At 63.6% G+C, this 15,497-nt stretch carries 10 protein-coding genes; 7 read left to right on the forward strand and 3 right to left on the reverse strand.

The window, feature by feature from the left end:
- Window positions 1-111: 111 nt before the first annotated feature.
- The 3 genes from gltB (at window position 112) to ACBG85_RS00405 (ending at window position 7,235) form a co-directional block, all read left to right on the forward strand.
- Window positions 112-4,710, forward strand: a complete 4,599-nt coding sequence (gltB, locus tag ACBG85_RS00395) for a glutamate synthase large subunit (protein WP_372025779.1) — start codon at window positions 112-114, stop codon at window positions 4,708-4,710.
- Window positions 4,703-6,154, forward strand: coding sequence for a glutamate synthase subunit beta (locus ACBG85_RS00400; RefSeq protein ID WP_003943594.1), 1,452 nt, complete (start codon window positions 4,703-4,705; stop codon window positions 6,152-6,154). Before gltB ends, ACBG85_RS00400 begins: the two co-directional genes overlap by 8 nt.
- A gap of 184 nt (window positions 6,155-6,338) precedes the next feature.
- Window positions 6,339-7,235 (forward strand): cutinase family protein, encoded by an 897-nt coding sequence (locus ACBG85_RS00405; protein WP_007735797.1) that lies wholly within the window; start codon window positions 6,339-6,341, stop codon window positions 7,233-7,235.
- Here ACBG85_RS00405 and ACBG85_RS00410 read toward each other — a convergent pair whose 3' ends face one another.
- Window positions 7,236-7,787 carry a DUF732 domain-containing protein gene (locus tag ACBG85_RS00410; RefSeq protein ID WP_054781536.1) on the reverse strand — a complete coding sequence of 184 codons (552 nt, stop codon included), beginning with the start codon at window positions 7,785-7,787 and terminating at the stop codon, window positions 7,236-7,238.
- Window positions 7,788-8,000: 213 nt separating this feature from the next.
- On the opposite strand from ACBG85_RS00410, the gene ACBG85_RS00415 reads away from it, so the two are divergent.
- Both ACBG85_RS00415 and ACBG85_RS00420 read left to right on the forward strand, forming a co-directional pair.
- On the forward strand, window positions 8,001-8,873 hold the full coding sequence (locus ACBG85_RS00415; RefSeq protein ID WP_064442914.1) for a hypothetical protein: 873 nt from the start codon (window positions 8,001-8,003) through the stop codon (window positions 8,871-8,873).
- Window positions 8,874-9,022: 149 nt separating this feature from the next.
- A complete protein-coding gene (locus tag ACBG85_RS00420; RefSeq protein ID WP_054781541.1) occupies window positions 9,023-9,748 on the forward strand; it encodes a hypothetical protein in 726 nt (241 codons plus the stop codon).
- Window position 9,749: 1 nt separating this feature from the next.
- On the opposite strand, the gene ACBG85_RS00425 is transcribed toward ACBG85_RS00420, so the two are convergent.
- Window positions 9,750-10,652: an SDR family NAD(P)-dependent oxidoreductase gene (locus tag ACBG85_RS00425; protein ID WP_003943614.1), complete on the reverse strand. Its 903-nt coding sequence runs from the start codon at window positions 10,650-10,652 to the stop codon at window positions 9,750-9,752.
- Window positions 10,653-10,723: 71 nt separating this feature from the next.
- Here ACBG85_RS00425 and ACBG85_RS00430 point away from each other — a divergent pair, with 71 nt between their 5' ends.
- The gene (locus ACBG85_RS00430; protein ID WP_003943546.1) at window positions 10,724-11,014 is read left to right on the forward strand and encodes a putative quinol monooxygenase; all 291 of its coding nucleotides are present in this window, start codon (window positions 10,724-10,726) and stop codon (window positions 11,012-11,014) included.
- A gap of 174 nt (window positions 11,015-11,188) precedes the next feature.
- The gene (locus tag ACBG85_RS00435) at window positions 11,189-12,808 is read left to right on the forward strand and encodes an ABC transporter substrate-binding protein (RefSeq protein ID WP_042453342.1); all 1,620 of its coding nucleotides are present in this window, start codon (window positions 11,189-11,191) and stop codon (window positions 12,806-12,808) included.
- 91 nt (window positions 12,809-12,899) lie between these two features.
- On the opposite strand, the gene ACBG85_RS00440 is transcribed toward ACBG85_RS00435, so the two are convergent.
- Complete coding sequence (locus ACBG85_RS00440; protein WP_372025783.1) at window positions 12,900-15,212, reverse strand: pyruvate dehydrogenase; 2,313 nt, start codon at window positions 15,210-15,212, stop codon at window positions 12,900-12,902.
- Window positions 15,213-15,497: the final 285 nt, after the last annotated feature.

Raw genomic sequence — 15,497 nt, forward strand, 5'->3', positions numbered from 1 at the left:
GTGGTACCGAACACATCGTCGTGTCGGTGCTTTGAAGGACTTGCATTGCAAGTTGATGGCCATCAGCGCTGCTGGTCGTCGGTGCATCTTTATGGCATACGAAGGCTGGGTATGAAGCAACTTCCAGGCCCCCAGGGCCTCTATCACCCGTCCAATGAGCACGACTCCTGTGGAGTCGCATTTGTTGTCGACATGCATGGTCGCCGCAGCAGGGACATCGTCGAAAAGGCGATCACCGCTCTGGTCAACCTCGAGCATCGCGGCGCTGCCGGATCAGAACCCAACACGGGTGACGGTGCGGGCATTCTGCTGCAGGTTCCCGACAAGTTCTTCCGAGCTGTCGTGGACTTCGCGCTGCCCGCCGAAGGCGCGTACGCAACCGGTATCGCATTCCTCCCGCAGGGCGATGCCGATGCACACGAGGCTGCTGCTGCAGTCGAGAAGATCGTCGTCGAAGAGGGCCTGAAGGTTCTCGGCTGGCGCGAGGTCGGAACCGACGACTCCTCGCTTGGCGCATTGGCGCGCGACGCGATGCCGACGTTCCGTCAGATCTTCATCGGCTCCGAGGGTGACAAGTACACCGGCATGGATCTCGAGCGTCGTGCATACGTGGTGCGTAAGCGCACCGAGCACGAACTCGGCTCCGAAGGCGCCGGCAAGGGTGGCCCGGGTAGCGAGACCGTGTACTTCCCCAGCCTGTCCGGCCAGACGTTCGTCTACAAGGGCATGCTCACCACCCCGCAGCTCAAGGGTTTCTACCTCGATCTGCAGGACGATCGTGTCGAGAGCGCACTGGGCCTGGTCCACTCGCGCTTCTCCACCAACACGTTCCCGTCGTGGCCGCTGGCGCACCCGTTCCGACGGGTCGCTCACAACGGTGAGATCAACACCGTCACCGGCAACGAGAACTGGATGCGCGCTCGCGAGTCCCTCATCGACAGCGACGTCTTCGGTGGCCGCGAGAACCTGGACAAGATCTTCCCGATCTGCACCCAGGGCGCCAGCGACACCGCTCGTTTCGACGAGGTGCTCGAGATGCTGCACCTCGCCGGTCGCAGCCTGCCGCACGCAGTTCTCATGATGATCCCGGAAGCCTGGGAGAAGCACGAGAGCATGGACCCCGCTCGTCGGGCGTTCTACGAGTACCACTCGGCTCTCATGGAGCCTTGGGACGGACCGGCGTCGGTGTGCTTCACCGACGGCACCGTCATCGGCGCCGTGCTGGACCGCAACGGTCTGCGTCCGTCGCGTCTGTGGATCACCGAAGACGGCCTCGTCGTCATGGCGTCGGAGGTCGGCGTCCTGCCGATCGATCCGTCCACCGTGGTCCGCAAGGTCCGCCTCCAGCCCGGTCGCATGTTCCTCGTGGACACTGCGCAGGGCCGGGTCATCAGCGACGAGGAACTGAAGAACGAACTCGCTGCCGAGCACCCGTACCAGCAGTGGATCGACGAAGGTCTGATCCACATGGACGACCTGCCGGACCGTCCGTACACGTACATGTCGCACGAGCGCGTCGTCCTGCGTCAGCAGCTCTTCGGTTTCACCAGCGAAGAGGTCAACCTGCTGGTCAAGCCGATGGCTCTCTCCGGTGCCGAGGCACTGGGCTCGATGGGTACCGACACTCCGATCGCCGTGCTCTCGTCACGTCCGCGGATGCTGTTCGACTACTTCTCGCAGCTCTTCGCTCAGGTCACCAACCCGCCTCTCGACGCGATTCGTGAAGAGGTTGTCACCAGCCTCGGTGCGACCATCGGCCCCGAGGGCGACCTGCTGCACCCGAATGCTGACTCCTGCAAGCAGATTGCGCTCCCGCAGCCGATCCTGCACAACGACGATCTGTCGAAGCTCGTTCACGTCAACGACGACGGCGAATTCCCGGGCTTCCGCAGTGTCGTGATCCGTGGCCTGTACCCCGTCAAGGAAGGCGGCGACGGTATCCGTCGTGCGCTCGAGGGCATCAAGTACCAGGTCTCGCAGGCAATCGAGGGTGGCGCACGCATCGTCGTGCTCTCGGACCGCGAGTCCACCGAGGACTACGCGCCGATCCCGTCGCTGCTCCTCACCTCGGCAGTGCACCACCACCTGGTTCGTGAGAAGTCGCGCACCAAGGTCGGTCTCATCGTCGAGGCCGGCGACGCCCGCGAGGTGCACCACATGGCGCTCCTCATCGGCTTCGGTGCCGCAGCGGTCAACCCGTACATGGCTTTCGAGACCATCGACGAGTTCCTGCAGAACGGCGAGCTCGAGGGTCTGACCCTCGAGAAGGGCATCGCGAACTACATCAAGGCAGCCGGCAAGGGTGTCCTGAAGGTGATGTCCAAGATGGGCATCTCGACGCTCGCGTCGTACACCGGTGCTCAGTTGTTCCAGGTCATCGGCCTCTCGCAGGAGCTGACGGACGAGTACTTCACCGGTCTGCAGTCGCAGCTCGGTGGCATCGGCCTCGACCAGATCGCAGCCGACGTCGAAGCACGTCACCGCATCGCGTACCTCGATCGTCCCGAAGAGCGCGCTCACCGCGAGCTCGAGGTCGGCGGCGAGTACCAGTGGCGTCGTGAAGGCGAGTACCACCTGTTCAACCCGGATACGGTCTTCAAGCTCCAGCACGCAACTCGCACAGGTCAGTACGAGGTGTTCAAGGAGTACACGACCATGGTCAACGACCAGTCGGAGCGCCTTGCCGCTCTGCGTGGTCTGTTCGACTTCAACATCGGCAAGCGGCCGTCGATCTCGATCGACGAGGTCGAGCCGGCCAGCGAGATCGTCAAGCGTTTCTCGACGGGTGCGATGAGCTACGGCTCCATCTCCGCCGAGGCTCACGAGACTCTCGCCATCGCGATGAACCGTCTGGGCGCCCGCTCCAATTCCGGTGAGGGCGGCGAACATCCGTCGCGCTTCACGCCGGACGAGAACGGCGATCTGCGTCGCAGTGCCATCAAGCAGGTCGCGTCGGGACGCTTCGGTGTCACCTCGCACTACCTGAGCAACTGCACCGACATCCAGATCAAGATGGCGCAGGGAGCCAAGCCCGGTGAGGGCGGCCAGCTTCCGGCTCACAAGGTGTACCCGTGGGTGGCCGAGGTTCGGCACTCCACGCCTGGCGTCGGCCTGATTTCGCCGCCGCCGCACCACGACATCTACTCGATCGAGGATCTCGCTCAGCTGATCCACGACCTGAAGAACGCCAACCCGCAGGCCCGCATCCACGTGAAGCTGGTCTCCGAGGTCGGCGTCGGAACGGTCGCGGCCGGTGTCTCCAAGGCACATGCCGACGTCGTTCTGATCTCCGGTCACGACGGTGGCACCGGTGCCACCCCGCTGACCTCCGTCAAGCATGCGGGCGCACCGTGGGAACTCGGCCTCGCCGAGACCCAGCAGACGTTGCTGCTCAACGGTCTCCGTGACCGCATCGTCGTGCAGGTCGACGGCCAGCTCAAGACGGGTCGCGACGTCGTCGTCGCTGCCCTGCTCGGCGGCGAGGAGTTCGGTTTCGCCACCGCACCGCTGGTTGTCTCGGGCTGCATCATGATGCGCGTCTGCCACCTCGACACCTGCCCCGTCGGTGTCGCGACGCAGAACCCGTTGCTGCGTCAGCGTTTCAGTGGCAAGCCGGAATTCGTCGAGAACTTCTTCATGTTCATCGCCGAAGAGGTTCGCGAGCTTCTCGCGGAACTCGGCTTCCGCACGCTGCTCGAAGCCGTCGGCCAGGTCGACATGCTGGACACCACGCGCGCTCTCGATCACTGGAAGGGAAGCAAGGCAGGCAATCTCGATCTGTCGCCGATCCTGACCCAGGTCGAGTCCGCGTTCATGGACCAGGACGTCCACTGCACCGGCACGCAGGATCACGGTCTCGACAAGGCGCTCGATCAGCAGTTGATCGTTTCGGCCCGCAACGCACTCGACAAGGGTGAGGCGGTCTCTTTCGAGTCCGCGATCACCAACGTCAACCGCACGGTCGGCACCATGCTCGGCCACGAGGTCACCAAGGCGTTCGGTGGAGAGGGCTTGCCCGACGGCACCATCGACATCACGTTCACCGGTTCCGCCGGTAACAGCTTCGGTGCTTTCGTGCCCAGCGGTATGACCTTGCGCCTGCACGGCGACGCCAACGACTTCGTCGGCAAGGGCCTCTCGGGTGGACGCATCGTCGTACGCCCGCCGCTCGATGCAGCGGAAGGCTTTGTCGCCGAGGACAACATCATCGGTGGCAACGTCATCCTGTTCGGCGCCACCAGTGGCGAGGCTCTGCTTCGCGGTGTCGTCGGCGAACGCTTCGCAGTCCGTAACTCCGGCGCCACTGCCGTCGTCGAGGGTGTGGGCGATCATGGTTGCGAGTACATGACGGGTGGAAAGGTGGTCATCCTCGGAGCCACCGGACGTAACTTCGGCGCCGGCATGTCCGGTGGCGTCGCGTACATCTACAACCCCGACAAGGCATTCGAGAAGAACCTCAACACCGAACTGGTGGACCTCGAGGATCTTTCGGGCGACGACTTCACCTGGTTGAAGGGCGCCATCGAACGTCATCGCGACGAAACCGGCTCCGAGGTTGCCACGCGCATCCTCGCTGACTGGTCGCAGCAGGTGGGTCACTTCGCAAAGGTGATGCCCCGCGACTACAAGAAGGTTCTTTTGGCCATCGCGGCCGCAGAGAAGGATGGCAAGAACGTGGACGAGGCAGTTATGGAGGCAGCTCGTGGGTGATCCAAGCGGCTTCCTGAAGCACACGTCGCGCGAACTTCCGGTTCGCCGGCCGGTGCCGTTGCGCCTGCTCGACTGGAAAGAGGTCTACGAGGAGTTCCCGAAGGAAACCCTCAAGACCCAGGCCAGCCGTTGCATGGACTGCGGAATTCCTTTCTGCCACAACGGTTGCCCTCTCGGAAACTTGATTCCCGAGTGGAACGACCTGGTCTACAAGGACCACTGGCACGACGCCATCGAGCGTCTGCACGCGACCAACAACTTCCCGGAGTTCACCGGTCGTCTGTGCCCCGCACCCTGTGAGGCGTCCTGTGTCCTGGGCATCAACCAGGATCCGGTCACCATCAAGCAGGTCGAGGTCGAGATCATCGACAAGGCCTTCGACGAAGGGTGGGTCAAGCCGGTTCGCGCCGCGCACGCCACCAACAAGAAGGTTGCGGTTGTCGGCAGTGGTCCGGCCGGTCTGGCTGCAGCGCAGCAGCTGACCCGCGCCGGTCACGCAGTGACGGTCTTCGAGCGGGCAGACCGCATCGGCGGCCTGCTGCGCTACGGCATCCCCGAGTTCAAGATGGAGAAGCGGCACATCGACCGCCGTCTCGAGCAGATGGAAGCCGAAGGCACCGTCTTCAAGACCAACGTCAATGTCGGCGTGGACATCACCGCGGACGAGCTGCGTGAGCAGTTCGACGCAGTGGTTCTGGCCGGCGGCGCCACGGCAGCTCGCGATCTTCCGATCCCGGGCCGCGAACTGGACGGCATCCACCAGGCGATGGAGTTCCTGCCGATCGCCAACCGCGTGCAGTTGGGTGACCTCGACGCTCCCACCATCACCGCTGAGGGCAAGAAGGTTGTCATCATCGGCGGCGGCGACACCGGAGCGGACTGCCTCGGCACCTCGCACCGTCAGGGTGCGGCCAGCGTCCACCAGTTCGAGATCATGCCGCGTCCGCCGGAGACTCGCGCCGAGCAGACTCCGTGGCCGACGTACCCGCTCATGTTCCGCGTGGCTTCGGCTCACGAGGAAGGCGGCGAGCGTCTGTTCTCCGTCAACACCGAGAACTTCGTCGGTGAAAACGGCAAGGTCACCGGACTCAAGGCTCACGAGGTCGAGATGAAGTCGGGTCGCTTCGAGAAGGTCGAGGGCTCGGACTTCGAGCTCGAAGCCGATCTCGTGCTCCTGGCAATGGGCTTCGTCGGTCCCGAGAAGCCGGGTCTGCTCACCGATCTCGGTGTCGACTTGAACGAGCGTGGCAACGTCGCCCGCACGTCGAAGTGGAACACCAACGTCGACGGTGTGTTCGTGGCCGGCGACATGGGCCGCGGTCAGTCCCTGATCGTCTGGGCCATCGCCGAGGGACGTTCCGCAGCAGCCGCTGTGGACACCTACCTCGAGGGTGTCACGGCCCTTCCGTCACCGATCCACCCGACAGCGGCTCCGCAGCGCTAGAGGCTCTCACAAAGCCGCACCCCACCGCATTCGGTGGGGTGCGGCTTTGTTTCTGCAAGCAATTCGCACGATCTGTAACAAACCTTCATCAATCGTGCATCGGACAGACACAACGCCCAGACAGTATGATTCCGGAGCACCGATAGTGGTGTATGGGTTGCTGAAGGTAAAACAGGGGAGTTTCATGCGTGCGAGGCGTCTCGTTGCGGTGTTGTCGGCACTTGCTGCGGCAGTAGTGGTACCGGTTGTCAGTGCTCCCGTGGCGTCGGCTGATCCCTGCCCCAGCCTGTACGTCGTGGCCATCCCGGGAACCTGGGAGCCCTCGGGCACCAGGCCCGGCGCCGGCATGCTCGCCCCGGTGACCAACGGGCTTCCGGGCTCCGTACGCACCGATTACGTCACCTACTCGGCGACGGCCTTCCCGTGGGAGTCCAACGTCTACGCCAAGTCGAAGCAGCAGGCCGTCGACAATGCCCGCGGCATGATCGGCGCCATGGCCGCCTCGTGCGGTGACACTCGCTTCGCCATCGTCGGATACAGCCAGGGCGCCGACGCGGCAGGCGATCTCGCCGCCGAGATCGGAACCGGCATCGGCGTGGTCCCCCCGACTCGCGTCGAGGGCGTCGGCTTGCTGTCCGATCCCCGTCGTTCCGAGTCCGACGTCCTGATCGGCCCCGCTGTCGGCGGTAACGGTGCCAGCGGCCCTCGCATCGGTGGATTCGGTTGGCTGTCAGGCAAAACGGTGACGCTGTGCGCGGTCGGTGACCTGTACTGCTCGACGCCGAAGGACGATTTCGTGATGCGTCTGGCCGGATTCATGGCTCAGGCGTCCGATCCCACTCCGGCCAGTGCGCTCGCGCTGCGCGACGAGGCCGCCGTGATCGTCAATGATCTGATCACCGCGGGCGGTCTCCCCGCTTTGATGGCCCAGCTCGATCCGGGCGCGAACTCGCGGCGCATCGATCAGTTGGTCGACTTCTACGGCTCGCAGGTCCACACCGACTACACGCGTTACGTCGTTGACGGCGCAGGCAATTCGGCTACATCCTGGCTGCACGGCTGGTTGGCCGGTAAGGCCTGATCAGCAGTACGTCTGCTCGGCCGTGTCGACGTAGATCTCGGCAATGCGCTGCGAGGACATCGGCGTGATCTGTGAGTACACCTCGCCGACGGAGTTGAACTCTGCCAGCATTTCGGACCGAGGCATACCGTCAGCGAGCGCCTTGCAGGTGCCGTCGGCGTAGAGGATCTCTGCGGAATCCATTCCGGCGGGCGGGATCCCGGCCAGACGCAGAGCGGCGATGTACCGCTGCCCCTTCTCGCCGGCGTTCGCGACGATCTCTTCCGGTGAGCGGGCGTCGATCGGTGCATTGGCCGCTGGCGCTACCGGTAGCGATACCGGCGGGGGCGTCGATTCGACGACGCTCGGCGCCGCTTCCGGAGTTGTTGCGGCGAGCGGGCTGGTCGGCAGCTCGGAAAGCGTACTGGGGGCAGTCGAACTCGACGTCGCCGCAACCGACGTGCTGGTGGCCGCAGAAGTGGATTCCGATGCGTCGCTGTCGGATTGGCTGCTGCAGCCGCTGAGGAGTAGGCCCGCTGCCGCGACGCAGAGGACCAGTCTGTTCGTGTTCATCACCCGTGAGTGTTACATACCGTACCGCTTATTTTGTCCGTTTTAAGGAAACTCCCTTTTGCCCTGTTTTTAAGTCGAAGTCCTGTGATATACATCTGTTCAGTTGTTACTTGTGAGTAGGAGCACACCGCAAAGACCTTGTCGGCGGCGGTCGAAACACAAGCAATGACTGCGAGTTTCGTCCCCCATCACATAAGCGGCAGGGAGAAATCAGTGCAGAAATCTCACAAGAACGGCAACAGACGTCTCGGCACGCGCGTGGCCGTCATTGCAGGTACCGCAGGTGCGGTCCTCGCGTTCGCGGCGCCGATGGCCTCGGCTCAGGACCCGGTCGACAATTCGGTACCGGGCGCCGCAGTGTGTCCGGCTACTGCAGAATCCTGTGTGTCGGTTGTGGTTCAGAGCGGAACCTTCGACAACAACGGCTTCAACCTCCCGATCGGAAAAGGCGACATGATCATCGCCGCCGAGGCCGGCTCCGGTGAAGGTGAGTCCACCGTTCTTCTCCCGCGCGACGACGGACACCACGGTGTCTACTCCAAGCCGTTGACCGTTCCGGGTGGAGTCCTGGGAATCGATCTTCCGTTCGGCAATCTCTTCGGCCTGGCCGCAGTAACGGCCGAGGTGGAGGCAACGGCTGCGCCGACCCTCAACGGAATCATCACCGACATGGATCTGAGCATCCCGGTGCGGATGAAGATCAACAACGCGTTCCTCGGTGACAACTGCTACCTGGGCTCCGCGGCTGCGCCGGTGAATCTTCGTCTCGCGCCTGACCCGTCGGTGGTACCGACCTACACGGTGCTGCCGTCGACTGCGCTGAAGGTGAGCCCGGTCGGGAACGAGGCAACCGGCTTCGCGCTGCCCGCCGCCAGTGGTTGCGGACCGTTCGGAGTGCTGAACCCGATCGTCAACTGGCGAGCAAAGGTACCGGCCACGTCCGGAACCTCGCTCAGCACGATCTCCGACGCCTACCTGTACCCGGGCGGCCTCACCGGTAGCGATCCTCTCGACGATCTCGGTGGCGGAACAGGATCCAGCGGTTCCAGTGGCTCGAGCGGTTCGTCCGGAAGCTCCGGTTCCTGAAAACTCGGATGCCTTGAAGCAGCGGTGGTGGCGGAATGTCACCACCGCTGCGGCGTCCGACCTGTAATAACCTGTGCCTCAGGGTGGGCGAAGGCGGACTCCATCAGGAGCACCTGCGCGGCCACGAAATCACAGGGGAGTCCTCAAACATGTTTCGAGACAGCGTTCTTGCGAGTCCGGTCCTGCGCCGGGGTGTGACGGCACTGGCAGTTGCGGCTGCAGCCACCATGTTTGTCGGTACTGCAGCGACGGCGGAGCCGGCAGCAGTTGTCGGTGAGGTGTCCGCGGACTCCATCGCGGCAGCCCGTGCGCAGGCCATCGGAACGACGGTCACCGTCGTGGGAACCGCGACTACGCCGTCTGGAGTGTTCGAATCCAGCTTCTACGACAAGGGCTTTGGTCTCCAGAGCGGCAATTCGGGCATTTACATCAGCGATCCGAACAATTCCGGGGTTGTTCTCGGCGATCGGGTTCAGGTCACCGGAGTCCTCGCGGATCAGGAAGGCCTGCTCGTCGTCCGCCCGACTGCCGTCGAGGTAATCGGCACGACTACCCAGATCAGCCCGGCGCGACTGCCCCTCAATGCAATCGGTGAGGGCAGTGAAGGTCGTCTCGTGACGGTGTCCGGAATCGTGAGCGGACCCGTCGTCGACGATCTGCCGTACGGCCACAAGATCCTGGTCTCGGGCGCCGAGGGAAACACCGTCATCTTCGTCAACACACAGACCGGAATCGACCTCGATGCCGTCGCCGTCGGACGCCCGATCACCGTCACCGGTTTCAGTGGCCAGTACGCCAGCACCTACGAGGTTCTTCCCCGCTCGGAAGCCGATGTGCAGCAGGGTTTCACGGGCAGCCTGAGTTTCGGAAGCTGACCTAGATCTCGAACCGAGCTCCGACGCGCATCGACCCGGGAGACAACCGGCTGATCGTGCGTCCGAGCTTGGCTTCGACGGTCACGGGTACGACGGCCTTGTTCGTGCGAACCGCTTTCACGATGGCACTGGCGACTCGGTCAGGCGTGAAGTTGCGCTTGCGGTAGAAGTTGTCGACCTTGGTCTGGTTCTCGAGCTGCTCCTCGGCGGTGGTCCCGGCGAACTCGGTGGTCTTGAGGATGTTCGTGTGAACGAGGCCGGGGCAGATGGTGCTGACGCCGATGCCGTGTGGAAGCAGCTCTGCCCGTAGGCAATCCGAGAGCATGAATACCGCTGCTTTGCTTGTCGAATACGCGGTGAGGGCCTTCTGTGGTGTGTACGCGGCGGCCGAGGACAGATTGACGACGTGCCCTCCTGTTCCCCGGTCGATCATCATCGGGGTAAATGCCCGGCAGCCGTAGACAACTCCCCAGAAGTTGATGTCCATGACGCGCTCGAACTGGCGCTGCTCGGTGTCGGCGAATGTCCCGGAGAACCCGATTCCAGCGTTGTTGACGACGATGTCCGGTACGCCGTGATGTGCCGCGACGGTCTCCGCGAACCGAATCACGGCCTGTTCGTCGGACACGTCCACCTGATAGGCGTGGGCACCGCCACCGAACACTGCTTCGGCGCCGCCCGCTTGCGAAGGGATGTTTACAAGTGCCGCAGTGTCCTGCGCGCTTTCAAGATTGATGTCGGAGACCACGACGATAGCTCCCTGGGCGGCGAAGGCGAGGGCCGTTTCACGCCCGATGCCGCTGCCCGCACCGGTGATCACCACCAGCGTGCCGGTGAGATCGCGCAGTCGACGCTGCAACTTCGTTCCGCGTCGCCAGCCGGTGACGTCCTTCAGTAACCCCATTGGTTGCCCTTTTCGTGTGTACGTTTGTGGCGTGTGTCTCTAGCTGACTTCCCCTCTGCGAAAGGTATCCGATGAGCGAGCTTCGTGTAGTTGCAACCATCCCGGCCAAGTCCGGTTCCGAGGACGACGTCCGATCGGCTCTGACAACTCTCGCGGAGGCGAGTCGGTCCGAGGACGGCTGTGTGTCGTACGAGTTGTTCGAGTCAGCGGCTGCGCCCGGCACGTTCGTCACGATCGAAACTTGGCGCGGGCAGGAGGAGTTGGACGCTCACATGCAGTCCCCGCATCTACAGGCCGCGCTGGCCGCTGCCGGACCACTTCTCGACGGCGCTCCGGCGATTCATCCGTTGAAAGGCGCCTGAATCAGAATGAATTCCTGACCTTCGCTAAGGGTCTGACCTGCGAATGTCGCTCGAAAACTGACCAATCGTCGCGCTTCATTCCACTGAGCGGGACCTGCGACTAATACCTGTGCCTTAAGTCACAAACTGTCTCGACAATGCTTCACATCACAGTTTCTGACCTGGAGGTTTTGAATGAGTCGCAGTTCTCGGCGCGGTCACCGCAAGGTTGCCGCCGTCGCGCTGGCAGTCTCCGCCGGCCTGTTCGTCTCGTCGTGCGCTGACAGCGGGAACGGGGGTGGGAGCGGCGACGCACCGGACTCCGGTTCGGGATTGTCCATCGGCCCGGTCAACGAGCAGTCCGGCGAGGGCGATCCGGTCAAGGGCGGCACCCTCACGTTCAGCGGGTACTCCGCCGTCACCAATCTCGATCCGGCGAAGACTCAGATCGCCGGTTCGGTCGCCGGTTCGGAGTTGGGCGCGATCTACGACACGCTCCTGCGGTACGACCCGGCGTCCAAGGAATTCGTTCCGAAGCTCGCAGAGTCGATGGAGCCGAGTTCCGACTTCAAGACGTGGACCCTCGAACTGCGTGACGGTGTGAAGTTCAGCGACGGGACGCCGGTGGATTCGGCGGCCGTCTCGGCGAGCCTCAATCGCTACGTCACCAACAAGGGACCGCAGTCGAGTCTGTACGCGTCGAAGGTCGCGTCGGTAGACACTCCGGATCCGTCGACGGTCGTCTTCAATCTCGTCGACCCGTGGACCGGTATCGAGTCACTGCTCTCGACGGGCCCCGGCATGATCGTCGCGCCGAGCGCCCAGCAAGGTGATCAGTTCACCCCGATCGGCGCGGGTGCCTTCACCCTCGAGAAGTTCGCTCCCAACGAGGAATTGATCCTCGACGCTCGGGAGGACTACTTCGACGGTGCCCCGAACGTGGACAAGCTGCGGTTGATCAGCATTGTCGGTTCGCAGTCCACCACCGAATCGCTCAAGAGCGGCGGCACGGACGTCGCATACATGCGTTCGCTACCGAACGTGCTGGATCTGATCGACTCCGGCTACCCGGGCTTCGTCGACATTCCGTCGCTGTCGTACCTCTCGCTCGTCAACACGGCACCCGGTCGTCCCGGTGCCGACGTGCGCATCCGTCAGGCATTGGCGCTCGCAACCGATCCCGTCGCACTCGACAACCGACTCAACGAGGGCAAGGGTCTGCCCGGACAGGTCATCTTCCAGGACACCTCCCGCTGGCATAACGACGTCGCTCCGATCGGCGTCGACACCGCCAAGGCGAAGCAGCTTCTCGACGAGGCCAAGGCTGACGGTTACGACGGCAAGATCACATACCTGACGCTGCAGGAGAATTCGGCGCAGGCGATGGCTCTCGCACTGCAGTCGATGGCCAACGCCGTCGGATTCGATTTCCAGATCGAGTACGTCAACTCGGTTGCCGACGTCGTCAAGCGTTTGTACGCCGACCGCGACTTCGACATGGCAACAGGTTCCGCCAGCCTCGCGGAAGCCGATCCTTTCGAGCGTCTGTACTCCAATCTCAAGTCGGGTGGACGAAACAACGCCACGAGCTTCTCCGACCCCGAGATGGATACGCTGCTCGATCAATTGGGTGTCGCGACGTCGACCGACTCGAAGATCGAGGTGCTCGCCAAGATCCAGGAGCGCGCCAATGAGGTTGTGCCGTGGCAGGTTTACGGCAACACCCCGTGGCTCGGTGTGTGGGGACAGAACGTCCACGGCATTCAGCAGAGCCTGGACGGAATCATGTTCTTCGACAAGGCCTGGAAGAACTGAAGGCTTCTGAAGAACTGAAGAACTGAAGAACTGACTGGACCCGAGAAGCGTCCCTGCGGGGACGCTTCTCGGCATCAGAGAGTGGGATAGATCAAGAAGTGAGATCGAGGGCGGCGCGGACGATGCTGTCGGAGTCGAGGCCGTGGTATCGGTAGACGTCCTCGAGCGAACCGACCTGACCGAACCGGCTCACTCCGAGCGCAGCACCCGGAACGTTGTTGATTCCCGTCAGGAACGCGAGGGTGTGCGGGTGCCCGTCGAGAACGGTCACCATCGGCGCGGACCGGCTACTCGGAAAGACCTGATCCAGGATCCACGACGGACCGTCCGCGAGACCGCGCCGAGACTGGAGTGCTTCGAAGAGCAAGCCGGGGCTGGTCACGCAGACGACGTCGGCGGAAATGCCCTGCTCGCCCAGTCTTTCGGCTGCGACCAGTGTTTCGGTGACAGTGGCACCCATGCCGACCAGGGTGACGGCCGGATCAGGGTTGTGCCGCAGTGTGTACGCGCCGGCCACCACCTGACGTCGACGGCGTTCTCGCGCAGCCGGATCGGTCGGTACCGCGGCCAGGGCCTGATCGACCGGACGGGTCGACAGGCGCAGGTACGACGAGCTGCCGTCTGGTCGGCCCAGGCGTCCGATGCTGTCGAGGAGCGTCCACTCCACGTCGACGGCGAATGCCGGTTCGAAACTGGTGCAACCCGGCTGTTCCAGTCCGATGGACGGGGTCTTGATCGACTGGTGCGCACCACCTTCGGCGGCCAAGGTGACGCCCGACGGAGTGCCGACCATGATCGACTGTCCACCGGCGTAGATGCCGTACGACCACGGTTCGAGAGCCCGCTCGATGAAGGGGTCGTACATCACGCCGATAGGGAAGAGTGGCTGGCCCCAACGACTCCAGGTTGCACCGAGTTCGCCCATCAGTCCGACCAGGTTGGTCTCGGCGATACCGAGTTCCATGTGCTGACCGGTGGGCTTCTCACGCCAGTGCATGATCGTTTCGGCGTCGTCGGCAAACCAGTTGTGCCGCTCGTCGGGGGACCAGACCCCGACCTTGTTCAGCCAGCCTGCGAGGTTGGTGGTGGAACTGACGTCCGGGCTCAGTGTGACAACACGTTTCGCGGCGTCCGGCGCTTCGCGGCTCAGGTCGAGTAGTACCCGGCCGAGAGCTGCCTGAGTGGTGGACGTGCCGGAGGGCGTACGGCCGATGTCTTTCGGAACTGCCGGGGGCACCAGATGCTCCACCTTCGGGCGAGTCAGGCGCCCAGCGGTTTCGGCGCAGATGCGGCCGGACGGGCTGTCGGTCTCGAACTGTTCCCAGGGCTTCGACGGATCCATGCCGAGTTCCGCCGCCAGGTGCTCGAACTGCTCGGCGGTGAGCAGCGACGAGTGGTTCTGCGGATGACCCTGCGTCGGCAGACCCCGACCCTTGATCGTGTACGCGATGATCACGGTGGGACGGGTGTCGTCGATCTGTGCGTACGCCTCTCGCAGAGCGTCGAGGTCGTGGCCACCGAGATTGCGGATGGCCTCGAGCACCGTGGCGTCGTCGAGGTCGTCGATCAGCGCCGTGATCGCGTCGGCGTCCGCCGCGTCGCCGGGCAGTCTCAGACGTACCTCGTCGGCCGTGCATCGCAGCAGGCGCTGGTACTCCGGATTCGGCATGTCCAGGATTCGTTCGCGCAACGCGGTGCCGCCCGGCCGGGTGAAGAGTGATTCCAGCAGCGCACCGAACTTCACGGTGATGACCTGCCAGCCGGCACCCGAGAACATGCGCTCCAGGCGGGTTGCCGCGATGTTCGGCACCACCCGGTCGAGTGATTGGCGGTTGAGGTCGACTATCCACACGATCTCACCCAGTTCGGCAACCGAATGATCGAGAACTGCTTCCCACACCGCGCCCTCGTCGAGTTCGGCGTCACCGACCAGGGAGTACTGACGCCCGGTTCCGGCGCCGCCGAGGGAGGCGTCGACGTATCGGCGAGCGATGGCGCCCCAGATGGGAGCCGTCGCGCCGATGCCCACCGAACCGGTCGAATAATCCACCGGATCAGGATCTTTCGATCGACTCGGGTAGCTCTGCAGGCCCCCGAATTCGCGCAGAGTCGTCAGGTAGGACTCGTCGAGTTCACCGAGGAGATAGTTGATGCCGTGGAGCACCGGCGCCGCATGCGGCTTGACGGAAACCCGGTCGCCGGAACGAAGTTGGCCGAACCACAGGGACGTCATGATCGAGACCATCGACGCGCACGAGGCCTGATGGCCGCCGACCTTGAGCCCGCTGGGATTCGGACGGACACGGTTGGCGTGATGGATCATCGCGGTCGACAACCACAGAACGCGCTTCTCGATCTCCGCCAGTGACTCGGGAGCGTTCTGGTCGATGTTGGGGCTGTTCACGGCCGGTCCTGCCTTCAGTAGTGGACATCGATCACCGCACCGCCTGTACCCCAGATCGTGGGGCCGACGATGTGGTTGTGATGTTTGGCAGGACTTCCTGAGGCCGAACCGTTCGGTGCGGCAAAGTCCAGCCGCACCTGTCGATCTGTTGTGCAGATTCTGCGTCAAAGTCCATCATCGGCATACAGATTGAGCAATAGCTACCCGGTGGATTGAGCAATGTGCGCAACACCGAGGGCTGTGCGCCGTGACAGGTGGGCACTATGCGCAGTGCACCGCCAGTCG

It is taken from the genome of Rhodococcus sp. NyZ502 (assembly GCF_041464245.1).
GTDB lineage: Bacteria > Actinomycetota > Actinomycetes > Mycobacteriales > Mycobacteriaceae > Rhodococcus_F > Rhodococcus_F qingshengii.